Annotated in this window: 13 protein-coding genes and 2 pseudogenes; 5 read left to right on the top strand and 10 right to left on the bottom strand. The window is 58.4% G+C overall.

Annotation, left to right across the window (positions count from 1 at the left end; genetic code table 11):
* The first annotated feature begins 39 nt into the window (after positions 1-39).
* The 4 genes and pseudogenes from AA309_RS26470 to AA309_RS34710 form a co-directional block, all read left to right on the top strand.
* The gene (locus AA309_RS26470) at positions 40-1,026 is read left to right on the top strand and encodes a glycine betaine ABC transporter substrate-binding protein (RefSeq protein ID WP_047192012.1); all 987 of its coding nucleotides are present in this window, start codon (positions 40-42) and stop codon (positions 1,024-1,026) included.
* A gap of 227 nt (positions 1,027-1,253) precedes the next feature.
* On the top strand, positions 1,254-2,141 hold the full coding sequence (locus tag AA309_RS26475) for an ABC transporter permease (protein ID WP_047192013.1): 888 nt from the start codon (positions 1,254-1,256) through the stop codon (positions 2,139-2,141).
* Positions 2,134-3,222: a quaternary amine ABC transporter ATP-binding protein gene (locus tag AA309_RS26480; RefSeq protein WP_047192014.1), complete on the top strand. Its 1,089-nt coding sequence runs from the start codon at positions 2,134-2,136 to the stop codon at positions 3,220-3,222. Before AA309_RS26475 ends, AA309_RS26480 begins: the two co-directional genes overlap by 8 nt.
* Positions 3,223-3,515: 293 nt before the next feature.
* Positions 3,516-3,624, top strand: a pseudogene (locus tag AA309_RS34710) (IS6 family transposase); the annotation flags it as partial.
* A gap of 374 nt (positions 3,625-3,998) precedes the next feature.
* Here the strand turns inward: AA309_RS34710 and AA309_RS26485 are convergent.
* Positions 3,999-4,316 carry a hypothetical protein gene (locus AA309_RS26485; RefSeq protein WP_150117779.1) on the bottom strand — a complete coding sequence of 106 codons (318 nt, stop codon included), beginning with the start codon at positions 4,314-4,316 and terminating at the stop codon, positions 3,999-4,001.
* Positions 4,317-4,687: 371 nt separating this feature from the next.
* On the bottom strand, positions 4,688-5,473 hold the full coding sequence (locus AA309_RS26490; protein WP_052955026.1) for a hypothetical protein: 786 nt from the start codon (positions 5,471-5,473) through the stop codon (positions 4,688-4,690).
* A 630-nt stretch (positions 5,474-6,103) separates the two neighbouring features.
* On the opposite strand from AA309_RS26490, the gene AA309_RS26500 reads away from it, so the two are divergent.
* The gene (locus tag AA309_RS26500) at positions 6,104-6,889 is read left to right on the top strand and encodes a hypothetical protein (protein ID WP_150117781.1); all 786 of its coding nucleotides are present in this window, start codon (positions 6,104-6,106) and stop codon (positions 6,887-6,889) included.
* Positions 6,890-6,992: 103 nt separating this feature from the next.
* On the opposite strand, the pseudogene AA309_RS33610 reads toward AA309_RS26500, so the two are convergent.
* The 8 genes and pseudogenes from AA309_RS33610 to AA309_RS26545 all read right to left on the bottom strand — a co-directional run bounded on the left by AA309_RS33610 (position 6,993) and on the right by AA309_RS26545 (position 15,158).
* Positions 6,993-7,711, bottom strand: a pseudogene (locus tag AA309_RS33610) (IS6 family transposase).
* A 199-nt stretch (positions 7,712-7,910) separates the two neighbouring features.
* Positions 7,911-9,098 (bottom strand): adenylate/guanylate cyclase domain-containing protein, encoded by a 1,188-nt coding sequence (locus tag AA309_RS26515; RefSeq protein WP_047192018.1) that lies wholly within the window; start codon positions 9,096-9,098, stop codon positions 7,911-7,913.
* Positions 9,099-9,143: 45 nt separating this feature from the next.
* Positions 9,144-10,166 carry a bestrophin family protein gene (locus AA309_RS26520; RefSeq protein WP_047192019.1) on the bottom strand — a complete coding sequence of 341 codons (1,023 nt, stop codon included), beginning with the start codon at positions 10,164-10,166 and terminating at the stop codon, positions 9,144-9,146.
* A 2-nt stretch (positions 10,167-10,168) separates the two neighbouring features.
* The gene (locus AA309_RS26525) at positions 10,169-11,452 is read right to left on the bottom strand and encodes a cytochrome b (protein ID WP_047192020.1); all 1,284 of its coding nucleotides are present in this window, start codon (positions 11,450-11,452) and stop codon (positions 10,169-10,171) included.
* Between the two features lie 71 nt (positions 11,453-11,523).
* Positions 11,524-12,294: an SDR family oxidoreductase gene (locus AA309_RS26530; RefSeq protein ID WP_047192021.1), complete on the bottom strand. Its 771-nt coding sequence runs from the start codon at positions 12,292-12,294 to the stop codon at positions 11,524-11,526.
* 148 nt (positions 12,295-12,442) lie between these two features.
* On the bottom strand, positions 12,443-13,078 hold the full coding sequence (locus AA309_RS26535; protein WP_047192022.1) for a hydrolase: 636 nt from the start codon (positions 13,076-13,078) through the stop codon (positions 12,443-12,445).
* Between the two features lie 14 nt (positions 13,079-13,092).
* The gene (locus tag AA309_RS26540; RefSeq protein WP_047192032.1) at positions 13,093-14,715 is read right to left on the bottom strand and encodes an MFS transporter; all 1,623 of its coding nucleotides are present in this window, start codon (positions 14,713-14,715) and stop codon (positions 13,093-13,095) included.
* 20 nt (positions 14,716-14,735) lie between these two features.
* Complete coding sequence (locus tag AA309_RS26545) at positions 14,736-15,158, bottom strand: DoxX family protein (protein WP_047192023.1); 423 nt, start codon at positions 15,156-15,158, stop codon at positions 14,736-14,738.
* Between the last annotated feature and the right edge of the window lie 35 nt (positions 15,159-15,193).

Genomic DNA, 15,193 nt, shown 5'->3' on the forward strand with positions numbered 1-15,193 from the left:
GCAGAGACCGTCAAGCATAATCAAAGAGGGAGGACTAATATGAAACGTTTGCTGTTGACGCTGCCGTTTCTGTTGGCTGTCGGTGGTGCACAGGCTGCTGATTGCGGAGACGTATTAATCGCCGAGATGAACTGGCCGTCCGCATCGCTCCTGGCGAACATCGACAAGATCATTCTGGGCGCCGGGTATGGCTGCAATGCGAGCCTCGTCGCAGGCGACCTGGTGCCGACCCTGACGACCATGGCCGAGAAAGGAAAACCGGACGTCGTACCGGAAAACTGGATCGCGCTTCTGCCGGATATCCTCAAGCGCGGAAAGGAAGAGGGAAAGATCGTCTCGTTGGGGCGCTCATTGCCAGATGGAGGACAACTTGGCTGGTGGATACCGCAATATATTGTAGAGAAGCATCCGAATCTGACCTCGATTCCGGAGGTGCTCAAGCATCCGGAACTATTTCCTGCGCCTGAAGATAAATCGAAGGGCGGGATTTATAACGGTCCCGAGGGATGGGCGGGCACATTGATCACCGCGCAATACTACAAGGCTTATAATGCCGCCAATTCCGGATTTGAACTCGTTTCGACAGGAACGGCGGCGGCGCTCGACGCCTCCCTGATCAAAGCCTATGAGCAGAAGGTCGGCTGGGTGGGGTTCTATTGGTCGCCTACACCGCTCCTCGGGAAATACAGGATGGTGAAGCTCAGTCATGCCGCCCCATTCAATAAGGAAGAATGGACGCGCTGCAACACGGTGGCGGACTGTCCCAATCCTGTCCCGAATGATTGGCCATCGGATATCATCGAGACCGCCGTGTCCGGAAAATTCTATGCTAAGGGCGGCCCCGCGATCGAATACCTCCGGAAGCGAGCCCTGCACAACGATGTTGTCAGTGAAATGCTGAGCTGGATGACCGACAATCAAGGTACGGGCGAACAAGGGGCACGTGAATTTCTCCGCAAGCATCAAGAGATCTGGAGCGGATGGGTGACGCCGGACGCTGTTGAAAGGATAAGGTCGTCTTTATAGCCGTAATCAAACCACCGTGGACAAGGGTGACTGCCAAAATGGTGATGACCTGGCCAGCAGTGAAGAAGTCACAAAGGGCGTCGACAAGAAATAGAAGCGTGCGGCTTCAAATCCCGCCGAGAGGTCAGACCGCGCCCTGACTTGGTGCGGCGCGCCAGAGGGCGCGTCGCATTCCCCGGCCGCAAAGTAACAAGCGACTTACGTCGGCCTCTTCAGAAGGAAACGTCATGGACTGGCTGTCCAAATTTCCAAATATGAACGATGAAGCGCTCACGGCTCTCAAGAAAGCAATTGATGATGGCTTCCGTGCCTTCACACGCAGCTATGGTGATGGCATCGAGGAGTTCTTCGAACCCTTGCAGTATTTTTTGGTTCAGTGTGAGCGCTTCATGACAGGCACGCCCTGGCCAATCATTCTGCTCTTGATTGCAGCGATAGCATGGTTCGCCAGCCGCAGTTGGAAAATCGTTCTCGGTTGCGTCGCTACTCTTCTCCTCATTGGATATTTCGGCATGTGGGCCGACACGATGCGGACAATCTCGATGATCTTCGTTTGCACCGTCCTTGCAATCGCCATTGGTATTCCTATCGGCATTGCCATGTCTCTGTCCAATCGACTCCAGAGCATCGTCAACCCTGTTCTCGACATCATGCAGACGATGCCGAGCTTCGTCTATCTCATCCCCGTCGTCATGCTGCTCGGAATCGGCAAGGTCCCTGGCCTCATCGCCGTCGTGATCTACGCTATTCCGCCGATCATCCGTTTGACGAACCTCGGCATCCGTCTCGTCGACAAGGATGTTCTGGAAGCAGCCGATGCTTTTGGATCGTCTGGCTGGCAGAGGCTCAAGAACGTTCAGATGCCTCTCGCGCTCCCAACCATCATGGCCGGTATCAACCAAACGATCATGATGGCGCTTGCCATGGTGGTCATTGCATCAATGATTGGCGTACAGGGCCTCGGTCAGCCTGTTCTTAAGGCAATTGCCAACCAGTACTTTACGCTGGGAGTTTTTAATGGCTTCGCTATCGTTGGAATTGCGATCATCTTCGACCGCGTCAGCCAAGCCTACGGACGCCGTCTGCAGAAGCACAGGGAGGTCATACATGGCTAACCCTGTCAAATCCAATTACGGCATAGAGATCAAGAACCTTTACAAGATCTTTGGGGCTTCTGCAGCAGCCTACGTCGACCATGTAAAGAAAGGGATGACGAAAACGGAATTGAACGAGCGCTACGGGCATGTGCTCGGATTGAAGAACATCAATATCAGCATGCCATCAGGTTCGATCCAAGTCATCATGGGGCTTTCTGGCTCCGGAAAGTCGACGCTCATTCGCCACATTAATCGGCTCATCGATCCGACTGCGGGCGAGGTGATCGTGGGCGGCGTAGACGTCGTTAAGATGAACAAGCGCGAGTTGCGGGACTTCCGGCGCCATCAAACAGCAATGGTCTTCCAAAAGTTTGCGCTCCTGCCGCACCGGACCGTGCTGGATAACACGGTCTATGGTCTCGAAGTTCAGGGCGTGCCGCGCGCTAAGCAGGTAGACGCTGCCATGCATTGGATTGAGCGGGTCGGTCTCAAGGGTTTCGAGAAACGGTACCCAAACCAGCTCTCTGGCGGCATGCAGCAGCGCGTAGGATTAGCTCGGGCGCTTGCCAATGACGCGCCAATCCTTCTTATGGACGAAGCTTATTCGGCCCTGGATCCGTTGATCAGGATGGATATGCAGTCGGTGCTGCTTGATCTTCAGAAAGAGATCAGAAAGACGATTGTGTTCATCACTCACGATCTCGACGAAGCTCTTAGGCTTGGTGATCGAATAGCTATCCTCCGGGACGGAGAGATTATTCAGCAAGGCACGAGCCAAGATATCGTGTTGCGTCCTGCTGACGATTATATCGCTAATTTCGTGAAGGAGGTGAACCGCGGCCGAGTGATTCATGTTGAAACAGTCATGAGCCCGCTTGGATCAGGTGGGCCAGCCCAAGCGATAATGGTGCCGGCAGGAACGAAACTTGATGCGGCGGCAAGAAAGCTCATGCAGTCGAAGCAGAGTGAGATTGTAGTTGTCGACTCGAAAGGCAATTCACTTGGTCGTCTCAGTCTTGCGCAAATTACATCTGCGATGGTCACGCCTGCAGCGAGAGAAGAGCAAGCAGCTGGCATCGAGTTGGCGCCTGTCATCTAGAAACGGAGTCGATCTCTGCGGATCGGTGCTTGAGAAGCGAAAGCGGCTGCTTGCCGAGGCCTTGGCCAACGTTCGCTTAAGCGAGCACCGGGTTGTTGACGGCAAGGCCTTCTTCGCCCGAGCCTGCGCGCCCTGAAGCTCGAAGGGATCATCTGGAAGCAGCGTCATTCGGTCTATTCCAGAATCCGAGGCCTCGACCGGCTCAAGGTGAAGTGCATCAACAGGGTCCGTCACAAACAGTTTGTTTCACAGGTTCAACTACCGTGTCTGACGTCTCAGTGACGGAGGGCATGGTGTTCAAGGGCAGGCATTTCGATCATCCGGTGATACCGGGCCTATAACCTTAGCATGCGCAATCTCGAGGAGATGATGGCCGAAAGAGGTGTGGCCGTCGATCACACCTAGGTCCGCCGTGATACCTCAATGGTCATAGAGGTATCAAAGTTCGGATTTTCGGGCCATGTTCTCCCGCGCCCCTTCATCGGGTGTTGTCACGTTAACGGACGTCGACAGACCCTTGGCTCTGGCTTGAAACTACCATCTCCTTGGACGGTTCTGCCGCAGACTCGAGATTTAGGCTTTTTCGCGCCATTTTTGCCCTTACGGCAGGGGCGCTAACCAATTGATTCTGCACGGGCCGGGCCGCGCGGGTCCGCTAGTAGTGGCAGGTAAAAAACGAGTTTGCGACAGGACCGTTATTCTCCGGCCTATGGGAGACTAAGGGCCAAGAAGCGTCGTTCGATGTCATTCTGATCGCAGCCACGAACCGAATGCAGTCAGGCCGCCTTGAGAGAGATCGGTTCACAATTCCCTCGTTGCTCGCGCTGTTCGACCCGATCGGCCATACCCTCCATGCGATGGCGGAACCGCGCGTGAGCATCACTGAGAAGGCGCAGTTTTCTGACTAGAGGTTGGACACCGACATGCCGATCGCGCACGAGCCGCTCGGCCGCCGCATAAAGATCATCGGTAGCGGCTTCGAGGCCTGGATCACGCTCGAACGCACCTATCATCTCGACGAGGAGCGACGCTAAATCGCGCAGGTGGATCGCTCCACCGCCGTTCTCGATTCCGGACAGGATTTGCTCGACCATCCTGAGTTTATCATTCACGCTCTTGGTGGAGATCATGACTGCCTTGGACCATTGCTGTTAAAAGGGACGAACCAGTGTGCTGATTGTGGGCCGCATGAGGATGTGGCCGGTATGGTTAACCAGCTGTTAAAAGCGCTGATTCAATGCAGGCGTGCTGCATTCGGGCGGTATCCCAAACTGTTCCACAATGGGGTTCGTCACCCGTTCTGTCGAGCCTGGGTGACGAGTGTCACGCTGATTCGGCTCGTGAACCGCACGACGGAGCGTTCTTGGGAGTTCGGGCGAGTTTCGGCTGCTATGCGAACATGACGGCCGCTGCTCTTGCTATGGGAAACGGAGGGATTCGGCAGCGGCTTTTGTCTGACGAATGCTCACCTGACCCGCGCCAAGGTACGGTCGTTCCTGCGTCTGAGAGAGCGGGTCAGTTCTCTGGCGACTTCAGCCTCAATGTCGAGATTAGCGTTCTCCGGCCCCTCGGCTGTGGTGACTTGCATCGAGCGGATCGCCCTTAAGGTCGATTTTCGATCCTCTTCAGATGACGGCTGTTCCGTTGGAGCCGGGAGTAACGGGATCTCTGAATCCGCCACGATCAGGGGAGCTTCAGCGGAAGAGATTGTCTCAGGCGACGGAGATTCATCGAAGCATTCAAGAGCATCCAACATGCTGTCGAGCGCTTCGCTCGGGAGGGGAATCTCCGGCAGGGCGGGAAATCCCTGAAGAGCCATGGAACGGTTCTGATATCCCGCGTCGGCGGTGACCTCGGGTCCAAACCATGGCAGAGGGATGAATGCGCTTGACTCAGTCTCCTCCTGGAACTCGACCGAGATCACGTCCACCAGTCCCGGGGCACCGAAGTGATCGAGGACGATGTCCCGCCCGGCAACAGGCAGTTTGGATCGTATATACTCGGTCTTGCCCGCAACGAGATCCATCAACGCAGCTGCATGGGCCTGCGGAACCTCCGTGCGCTCTTCGGCAGGAGACGCACCGGACACATTGGTGCTCAGCACGAGAAGGCCTTTCTCCCCCTCGATCTGGACATGCGAGCTTCGGTCCGGCCGAGTGGGGAAATAGCCCTCGGTCACCCGGCTTCCGCCGAGTTCCTTGCGGGCAAGACGGGCCAATGAAGATGCAATCAAGAAGCGTCGGGTCGGCATACGGTCCCTTTCAGATTGGGCAGATGGGATAGGGCATGGTGCCGGACTTCCTAGGGAGGTCCGACTGCTTCACGAGACGATGCGTATGCGTCCCGTCGTGTAAAACGATGCAGGCCGAAGGGTCTGCCGCCGGGATCTCTGAGGATCGGACTTTAGCGGCGGCTTCTCACTGCGGTATATGGACGGAATTTTGCGGCTGGACATCCCCGTGCTCACGGGCTTGGGTTACGCCGCGGCGACCAATGTGCTTGCGCTGCTGTCGCCTGAGACGCTTCATGAGGGCGATGGAAGCGAGCATCATGCGTTCAAGATACGTTCAAGCCGATGCAAAGTGGCGCTCGTATCGAACGCTGGCGTCAAGTTCTTTCGTTCCAGCTTCATCGTGTATCCGGTTCCAGTCCTCGTTCAAACTCCAGTATCTGCCGTGATGACAGCCTGAAGCTGAGAGATAAGCGGTGCAGTAAGGCTGGAATGTGGCCGGACCAGGCGCCAGGGCTTTGATCAGGCACATCTTGCGCGCCACTGCCTCGAGGCAATGTGTCAGGAACATCCGAGAGCAAGGGGCGTGCCATAGAGTTGCCGCAATCCTTAACCGAATCTTATGCTGGCTGGACAACAAAGGGAGCTCGAATGAGCAGGCTATTCACGACGCTCGGGGTTTCAGTTGTTGCGCTCGGAACTCTGATGGGGAGTGTGGAGGCGAAAACCGTCTTCTACGAGATCAACGGCCAGCGGTATTCATACGACACAAACAATCGCCGCCAGGCCGCGGCGGCTCGCAAGCAAATTGAGGCGGCGAAAGTCGCTGAGGCTGCCAAAGCCAAGGCCGCCGCAGAACGTGCGAGCAATCCTCTAGTCGCAGTTTTCGGATCGCAGATTCAAAGAGAGGCCGCAGAGGCTCAGGCACAGCTTGAGAAGATCCTCTCGGATCGGCAGCAGGCTGCGGCAGCCAGCAGAGATCAACGTTCTCCGGCGGCCATCAAGGATGAGAGTGTCGCAAGGCCTGCAAAGAACAATGCCAGCGAGCCGACGGGGATCACCGCGGCGCAGCAGACCACTGCCGATTCTCCCGATGCAGCACCGCCGTCGGCACCGAACATCCGTGACCCTGCTGAACCAGCTCGCACGGGCAATACCCGAAAGGCACCTGTCAAGTCGGTTTTCCTCGATGCCGAGACCGGGATCAAGACGATCATCCGGACTGATGGATCGATCCAGGAGGAGCTGTTCGACCCTGGCCTTCTGTCGAGGCTTGATCCGGAGCATCGCTCCGTAGGCGCAGTCAGCAATGTGGCGGGCGCCGATCAGTTGCCGAGGCCGTCTCCGGAGGACACGACCGGTTCAACCAGTCTTCGGGGAATATCGCTAAGGCCAAATTCGCGCTTCGAGGTACGCGGTCAATCTCTGGCCAATTAAGGTATCGGGCGTCAAACATCATCCTCCGGGGCAGGTCCTCGTCGATGACGGTTCTGTTGCAACTCCTGGCATCGGTCAAGTAAATGCCGGGTAGGGACGCACATCAGGCGGCAGCGCTGAACAGAGCCGTAATGAAGTCACCCTGGGCCTTCATGTCGGTCGCTGGTGCGCACGCCACTTGCCCCTTGCAGATCATCGCCATGACCTCGTAGCCGACAATCGTCCGCGCGGCGGACGTGAAGCTCTTGAGGCCCAGCCCAGGTCTGACCAGCCGCTTGATGCGCCGGTGATCCTGCTCGACGATGTTGTTCAGGAACTTCACCTGCCGGAGCTTGGCAAAGCGCCAGAGTTCGCCATCTCGTTTCATAGCCTTCATCGCAATGGGGTAAGCTGCATTCTTGTCGACCGTGATCGCCCGCGGATTGACCGTATGCGGTTGCTTCAAGGCCTTGCGGAAGAAGCGCCGGGCGGCAGCCGTATTCCGTTTAGGTGAGAGCAGAAAGTCGATGGTCTGCCCGGCGGCATCGACGGCGTGGTAGAGATAACCCAATGACCCTTCACCCGAATGTATGTCTCGACCACGCGCCAGGAGCCATTCGTCATGCGCAGATGCGGACGGATGCGCCTGTCGATCTCGAGGGCATAGGCCTGAATCCAGCGAAACAGGGTCGTATGGTCCACTTGCACGCCTCGGTCAGAAAGCATGCGCTCAAGATCGCGATAGCTGATCGGGAACTGGAGGTACCAGCGCACCGCCCACAGAATGGTCTCCGCCGTGAACTGCCGACCCTTGAACGGGTTATTCTTGCCTGTCGCCACCATGAGCCCCTCTCAACCTCATCCTTTCATAGCTTGGGTGGAAGGAAGCTCCAAAGCTGCAACAGAACCGTCTGCTCAATCTGGATGGCCTCCACGAACCAACTAGTATCGTCGCCCACCCCATCTGTCGCTCGCGAGTGTCCGTGGCACAGCGGCGCCCTGCCACCGCAGCGCGTCTGTTCATGATCAAGTCAAAGTGGCATTAGCTAACTTGTTCGACAGCCACGGCAAAAACGTCGTGCTCGCCGTCTAACCCCTTGATCTCAAACCGGCCTATGGTTCGACTGAGCGTCGCCGGCACGGCAGAGGCGAAGATCTCTGAGCAAACCACCGTCTCTCCGCTCGCCTTGGCGATCCCCTCCAGACGACTGACGATGTTCACCGCCGTCCCAACCACCGTAAAATCCAGACGAGTGGGACTACCTATATTGCCATACATCACTGGTCCAACGTGCAGGGCAGCAACGAAGGGGGGCAGATCCTCGGCCCGGGCTGAGGCGATGACCCGCGAGACGGCGCGAACAGCCGCTGTGCAGGCAGCTGTGCGGCCGTCCTCGGCCACTTGGAAGATCGACAAGACTCCGTCACCCAGAAACTTGAGAACATCACCTCCTTCCGCCCGAACGGCATCGGCCACGGCCTCAAAATAGCGTCCCAGCGTGGCCAGCAGCTGTGATGGGGGCGATGTCAGCGAGAGAGGTGTGAACCCGCGCATGTCAGTGAGCAGGATGGCCGCTTCGGTCTCGACAATGTCGCCGCGGTGGATCGCTCCGGCCTGTACGTGCGCGGCCGGGCCCTCGCCCAGGAAGGTGGCCAGCAGACTTGCAGTCGAACGGCGCATGGCGATGGCTTCCAGCGCAGCCGAGAGGGGAACGGAGAGGCCCTTGATCAAAGCGATGTGGCTCTCAGCAAAACCGCTATCGTGCCGCGTGGCGAACATCGCCGGTTGAATGATCCCATTCCCGAAAGTCACCGGCACCGCGACATAGTCTGTAAAGCCAGCATTCGCCAACTCATGGAGGACCGTGTGATCGTCGGCCTCAAGCTGGTCGAGCCGCCGCCGGAACCAGGTTCCGGTTTCCATAACATGCTGAGACGGGCTGCCGACGTAAGTGGAGGAATCGCGGAGGGCTTGGCTGATGGTGAAGATCTCGGCCGCTGTCTCTGGTGCCCAGATGATACCCCAAGCCGTCAGCAGCGGGTTGTCGACGCGCATGGCGATGCGCAGCCGGTGCAACGGAACCCCCATCGCGGTTAACTGTTCTGCGAGCCCGGAGGTCACCGCAACGGCGTCACCAGTCAGGCGTGCCGGACCGATCAGCCATGCTGCGAGCTTCTCTCCTTTATGCGTCCAGTCGTCCGAGGCTGCGGTCCTGCAATTTGGCACCATGGTGTCGATCCTAGACCCGACGTGGGCGCGTATGCTCTGACTAGACTAGAACAGGATTCTGTCCTTTGCCTCGATTGGCTTAAGGTCGCTTTTCCCGTCGATCATGATCCGCATCTCCATCTCAATTCGCCGCGTGATCGATGAAATCGGGACATCGTTGGAGTTTCCTTCGAACGGGTTCGACGAGTTCTCCCCAACCTTCTCCATTGAAATAAAAATCCAGCCGACAACCACGCTGAACGGCAGGTTCAACCAGGCTGTCCAATCCCCAATCCCGGCTGTCGCGCCCAACTCCCGGGCATCCGGGTAGAGGCCGAATGGCACGAACAGGACAAAGATCTTCACCAAGATGACCGCGATTGAATAGTAGTTCCGCGAGTAGGGATAGTTTTTTACCCGCTTCAAAGCACCTTGCAACCGGACAAGATCATCAAGTGCAGCTGCTAGCAGGGTAAAAGGGTATTCGTTGACAAGATTTTTAGCATGGAGATCCCTGATGGCTTCGTACTGCCAATGAAGAATTAGACTCTCCTTGTCGCCTTGATGCGTCATGACTTTCTGCACCTCGGCATCCGACAAATAGTTCTTCAGCTCCTCACCAAGGGCAGAATGGCTTTCAGGACTTGGAGTCCTGGCAAGGAAGCTCACGTTTCCCGGATCAAACGTATTCTCCCAGGATCTGCCTTCGCGCAGGTAGAAGCGCAACGCAGTCAGCCACGCAAAATGGCGATAAAATATCTCTTTCAGCCCCGGGCTGGGTGTTGCGGCATCTGGCCTGCCGACCATTGACATCAACCTGTTGGCCAGGACCATACTGGTCGCGCTTACCTGCCCCGCCAGCGTAAGACCCTCGTTGAAGCGCGCGTAACATTGCTGGTTCTTGAATGCGAGAGTGATTGCGAGTGCCGATCCTACAAGGGTCAGAATGGACGACGGCACCGTTAGAAAATGCCAGTTCGTGACTTGAAGGATGATAGTGACGAGCAAGGACCACGAGATGATCCAGCCGGTCTCCCATCTGGTCCAAGCGAGAAAGTCGGTGATTTTATACTGTCGACCGATGTACATGTCTAACCACTCGCAGTTTTTTGCTTGCGCATGGCTGGCCTACCAACCAAGAGATCAGGCGTCTTGTGACGGGCGAGCACAGACTCTTTGATCGATAGGGGCAGCGGCAGCGGGGTTTCAAACAAGCCGACGATCGGCAAGGCAACGAAGTACCCGAAGTAGAGCATGGTGAGGATACGCGCGGCGATCACGTAGCCGCCCTCGGCCGGCATGCTGCCGAGGTATCCAAGGCCGATGAAGGCGGCAATGAACATCCGGAGCAGCGGTCGCGCGATCGGACGATAGGACATTGAGCGCACCTTCGAGGTGTCGATCCAAGGCAGGAACACCACTATGACGATTGCTAGGACCATCGCGATCACACCGCCGAGCTTGTCCGGGATGGCGCGAAGGATCGCGTAGAACGGCAGGAAGTACCATTCGGGTACGATGTGCGCCGGCGTGACGGCCGGGTTCGCCGGGATGTAGTTGTCCGCATGGCCGAGATAGTTCGGCATGTAGAACACCCAATAGGCGAAGAAGATGATGAAAGTGATGATGGAAAAGAGATCCTTCAGGGTCGCATGGGGGGTGAAGGGCACTGTATCTTTTCTGAAATCCGTAATCTCCACACCTGTCGGATTGTTCTGCCCCACGTGGTGGAGCGCCCAGACGTGAAGTGTGACAGTGCCGACAAGCATGAATGGCAGCAGATAGTGAAGCGAGAAGAACCGGTTCAGGGTTGCATTGCCAACCGAATAGCCGCCCCAAAGGTATTGGACAATCGTTTCGCCCACGAGCGGGATCGCCGAGAAGAGGTTGGTGATGACGGTCGCGCCCCAGAAGGACATCTGCCCCCAGGGTAGGACATAGCCCAGAAACGCAGTCGCCATCATGATCAGGAGGTTGGTGATGCCAAGGATCCAGATGATCTCGCGGGGCGCCTTGTAGGATCCGTAGTACAATCCGCGAAAGATATGCACGTAGACCGCGATGAAGAACATCGACGCGCCGTTCGCATGCAGATATCGGATGAGCCATCCATAATTGACGTCTCGCATGATGCGCTCGATCGACTGAAATGCCAAATCAGAGTTCGGCACGTAGTGCATCGCGAGGACGATGCCCGTGACGATCTGCGCCGCGAGCATGAACGTTAGTATTCCGCCGAAGGTCCAGAAATAGTTCAGGTTCCGCGGCACTGGGTACGACACTGCGGTTTCATGTGAAAAGCGGATGATCGGCAATCTCGCCTCGATCCACCGCTCGTGTCGGGTTTTAGGCACGTAATCGCTGTGCTTGAACATTACTCCACCCGCTTCCCTCTGATCCGAATGCCTGAGGGCCTTGCTCCGATGGCCACGTGCTCAATCGCGTGTTAAAAGGCCACAGGTAATTCATCGGCCACGTACGATCTCAGCCAGTCTTCGAAGCGTGTTGGCGCAAACCGCGGATGATCACCTGGAACCAAGGTATCGTCGTGCAGCACCGCACCGAAATACAAGGCCCGAGGATCGGCAATGACAATTCGGTCATCTTCGTTGGCGGTCAGGATCTGTTCGGCAATCTCATTGAGGCCGAACCTGTCCGGACCGACGATCTCAATCTCGCGGTTCTGCGGCCGACCCATTGCGATCTCGCGTAAGGCTGCCACAACGTCATCGGCCGCGATGGGCTGAATAGGAGCCGGCGACAGGCGAAGCACGTTGCCGTCGGCAGCACTTTCGACAATTCCGGTGAGGAACTCAAAGAACGGCGTCGATCGCAAGATCGTATAGGGTATACGCGAGGCACGGATCAGGTTCTCCTGTGCCATCTTCGCCCTGAAGTAGCCGCTCTCCGGCAGACGATCGGTACCGACGACAGACAAGGCAACGTGATGCTGGATGCCAGCGGCTTCCTCCGCTGCCAGAAGATTTCGTCCCGATGCAAGAAAGAATTCCAGTGCAACATCATCCTGGAACGTCGGAGAGTTCGTCACATCGACGACGACCTGAGCGTCGTTCAATGCTTCAGCCAGTCCTTCGCGGGTGATTGTGTTGACGCCTGAAGACCGTGAGGCAACCACTACATTCTGGTTGCAATCTTGTAGCGCTTTAACCAGCCTGGAGCCGATATGTCCGGTACCACCTACCACAACAATTCTCATCGTTCCCTCCCCATGCAAGATCAATCTGGTTCGAAGGAGAATGCGGCGGGCCGGCGTATGCCGACGGTCCGCTGTCGTAGTTTTACTCTGGAGTGCCCGGGCGACTACATAGCTCGAGGTCCAGTCGAAGGCATACGAAGGTTTAGGCCTATTTGCTTGGAGGCTTGATCATGTCGCGGGCATAGCTCAAGCCGATGCCGTAGCCTCCCCCATAGGTCTCCACGATCGAGCGTGCGCCGTCATAGGTCTCATGACGGGTCCAATCGCGCTGCAGCTCGAGCAGGACCTGGATCCAGGATGTCATGCGTGCACCTGCAGATTCCATTCGGCGGAGAGCAAGATCATGGCTTGTGGGAGTCAGACCTCCACATGCGTCCGCAACGACGTACACTTCGTAACCCTCCGCCAACGCGGAGATCACGGTGAATGAGACGCAAGCTTCCGTCAGGAGGCCGGAGACCAGAAGGCGCTTCCGGCCGAATGACTCGACTACCGCGCGGGCCGCCTCGTCTTCCCAGACGTTCATGCTCTTGCGGTCGATCGCATGCACGTCCGGGATGACCTTCTGGATCGCAGGCATCAGAGGACCGCTGTAGACCTTTGTCGCCGACGTTGAGGCGATGATGGGAAGGCCGAAGACTACGGCGGTCCGGGCCAGGGCGGCGCTATTGTTGAGGAGCGTCTGACGGTCGATCGACTCCACGGCAAACGCTAGGCCGGCCTGGTGATCGATGACCAGCATCGCACACTCAGACGGGGTTAGAAGTGATGCAATGTCCGACATGGATCCTCCTCCAGTTAGTGAACGCTGGTCAATGCTGCTGACCGGCGTGGATTGAGTGCCAAAAGGTGCTGGACTGTCGGTTCCTGCGGCCCTTGATGAAAGCGGTGGGCCTTGAGTTGGATAGCGGCGTCCGCCTGCGAAACACGCCGGTGCTGGCGCAGATGCTCAGCCCAGGACTCAACAAAGAACCACTCGACCACGCGCTCCGGGTCTGCGGCATCCTCGGAGACACCCCAGGCGTAGGCTCCGTCGCGGCGGCGCTCCTCCGAGAGGCGGTCGAGCACCGCCAGAAAGGCGGGCCGGTCGGGCTGCCGGATGCGGTAGGTCACCGTGATCAGAACGGGCCCTCGGTCGCACGCCACTGGCTCGGCAAGAGCGGGCTCGGGCCAGCCCAGAGAAGGCGTGAGGTCGCCCTCTCCGCTTGGTAAGATGGCCCGATAGGCAACGCCGGCCACGACGGCCAATCCGGCCCCGGCGACGAGCAGGGCGGCATCCGTGCCGATCGCCTGGGCCACGAAGCCCCAGCCCAGGCTGCCCGCCGCCATCGCGCCGTTGAACACTGTGAGGTAGATCGCCAGTCCGCGGCCGCGGACCCAATTCGGGAGGATGCCTTGCGCTGTGGAGTTCAGCGTGGTCAGCATTGAAATCCAGGCCGTGCCAAGCACAAAGGCCGCGGCAATCCCCAGCACCTCCCAGTCTGTGAGCGCCAGAAGCACCGTAGCCGCGGACGCCACCAGCGATGCTATCAGCACCAGCCGGTCCTGCCCGAGGCGGGCGCGTATCCAGGGCAGCAGCAGTGCGCCGGCAATCGCCCCGGCTCCGATGCCGCTCAGCATCAGGCCATAAAAGCCGGGGCCACCGCCGATCTCCTGGCGGGCCACGATGGGGAGGAGCGCCCACACGGCGCTCGCAAAGGCAAAGAATACGGCAGCCCGCCAGAGGACGCGATGCAGTTCACGGCTGGCGCGAGCGTAGCGCAGGCCCGCCCGCAGGGCACCGCCGAAGTGCTCCTGCAGGCCTTCATCGGCATCGGGATCGCGCCGCCACCACAGCAGCGCTGCGCTCACGATGACATAGCTGAGGATGGCAATTCCATAGACGGCCGCGCCCCCCAAGGCGGCGAGCAGGAAGCCGCCGAGTGCCGGACCGATGGAGCGGGCGACGTTGATGCCGAGCAAGCTGAGCGCTACGGCGCCTTTGACATCTGCTCGGGGAACGAGCTCGGGCACGATAGTTTGCCAAGCCGGAGCTGCCAGCGCTGTGCATACCCCGCCGAGGAACGTGAGGGTAACGACGTTCGCGACAGAGACCGTACCGGTCCAAACGAGACAGGTGAGGACGCCACTCACCAGTGCGAGCCCGACCTGGGTCCCGATCAGAAAGCGGCGCCGGTCAAGAATGTCGGACAGAACTCCAGCTGGAATGGCGATGAGGAAGAACGGCAGGCTGCCGGCGGCCTGGACCATGGCAACTGCGGCTGGCGAGGGAGAAAGGTCGGTGACGAGCCAAGCAGAGGTGACATCGCGCATGAAGGTGCCGATGTTGCCCAGCACGATGGCGGCCCAGATCACCGCGAAAAGCCCATACCGCAGTGGCGCGAATGTGCCTGTCAAGGCAGCCGGGGATCGTTCCGGCATGGAGTTCTGGGCCGGCGTCACTATGACGGACTCCCTCCGTTGGCGAACAGAGCCGCCATGGCGAACCCGCCAACGATGGCGACATGCTCGAAGAAGGTGGCGATCTGACGCCCCCGGTCCGGTCCTTCGAAAGTCCAGAAGGGATGCGCGAGCAGCGTCGCCAGGACCGTGAAGCCTGCCAGAATACCGGCGCCTAGCCAGCAGTAGCGTGGCGTGAGGAACAGGATCGATCCGCCGAGTTGAGTAACGATCACGGCGGCGGCAATCGGCGCGGCAGGCTTGAGGCCCAGACCCGTGACCTCGTTCACGGCGCCGCCGAAGTCGAAGAGCTTCACGACGCCGCTCATCAGGAATGGCGACGCAAGGGCAAAGCGGGCGACGTAATCGAGAGCTGGCAGCTCCAGGATCTGGGCAATCAGCCGGGGAACAGTGATGTCGGTCATGTTATCCTTTCATCAGAAGGCCCAGCACGAGCAGC

The sequence above is a fragment of the Microvirga vignae genome (assembly GCF_001017175.1).
In the GTDB taxonomy this organism is placed as follows: domain Bacteria; phylum Pseudomonadota; class Alphaproteobacteria; order Rhizobiales; family Beijerinckiaceae; genus Microvirga; species Microvirga vignae.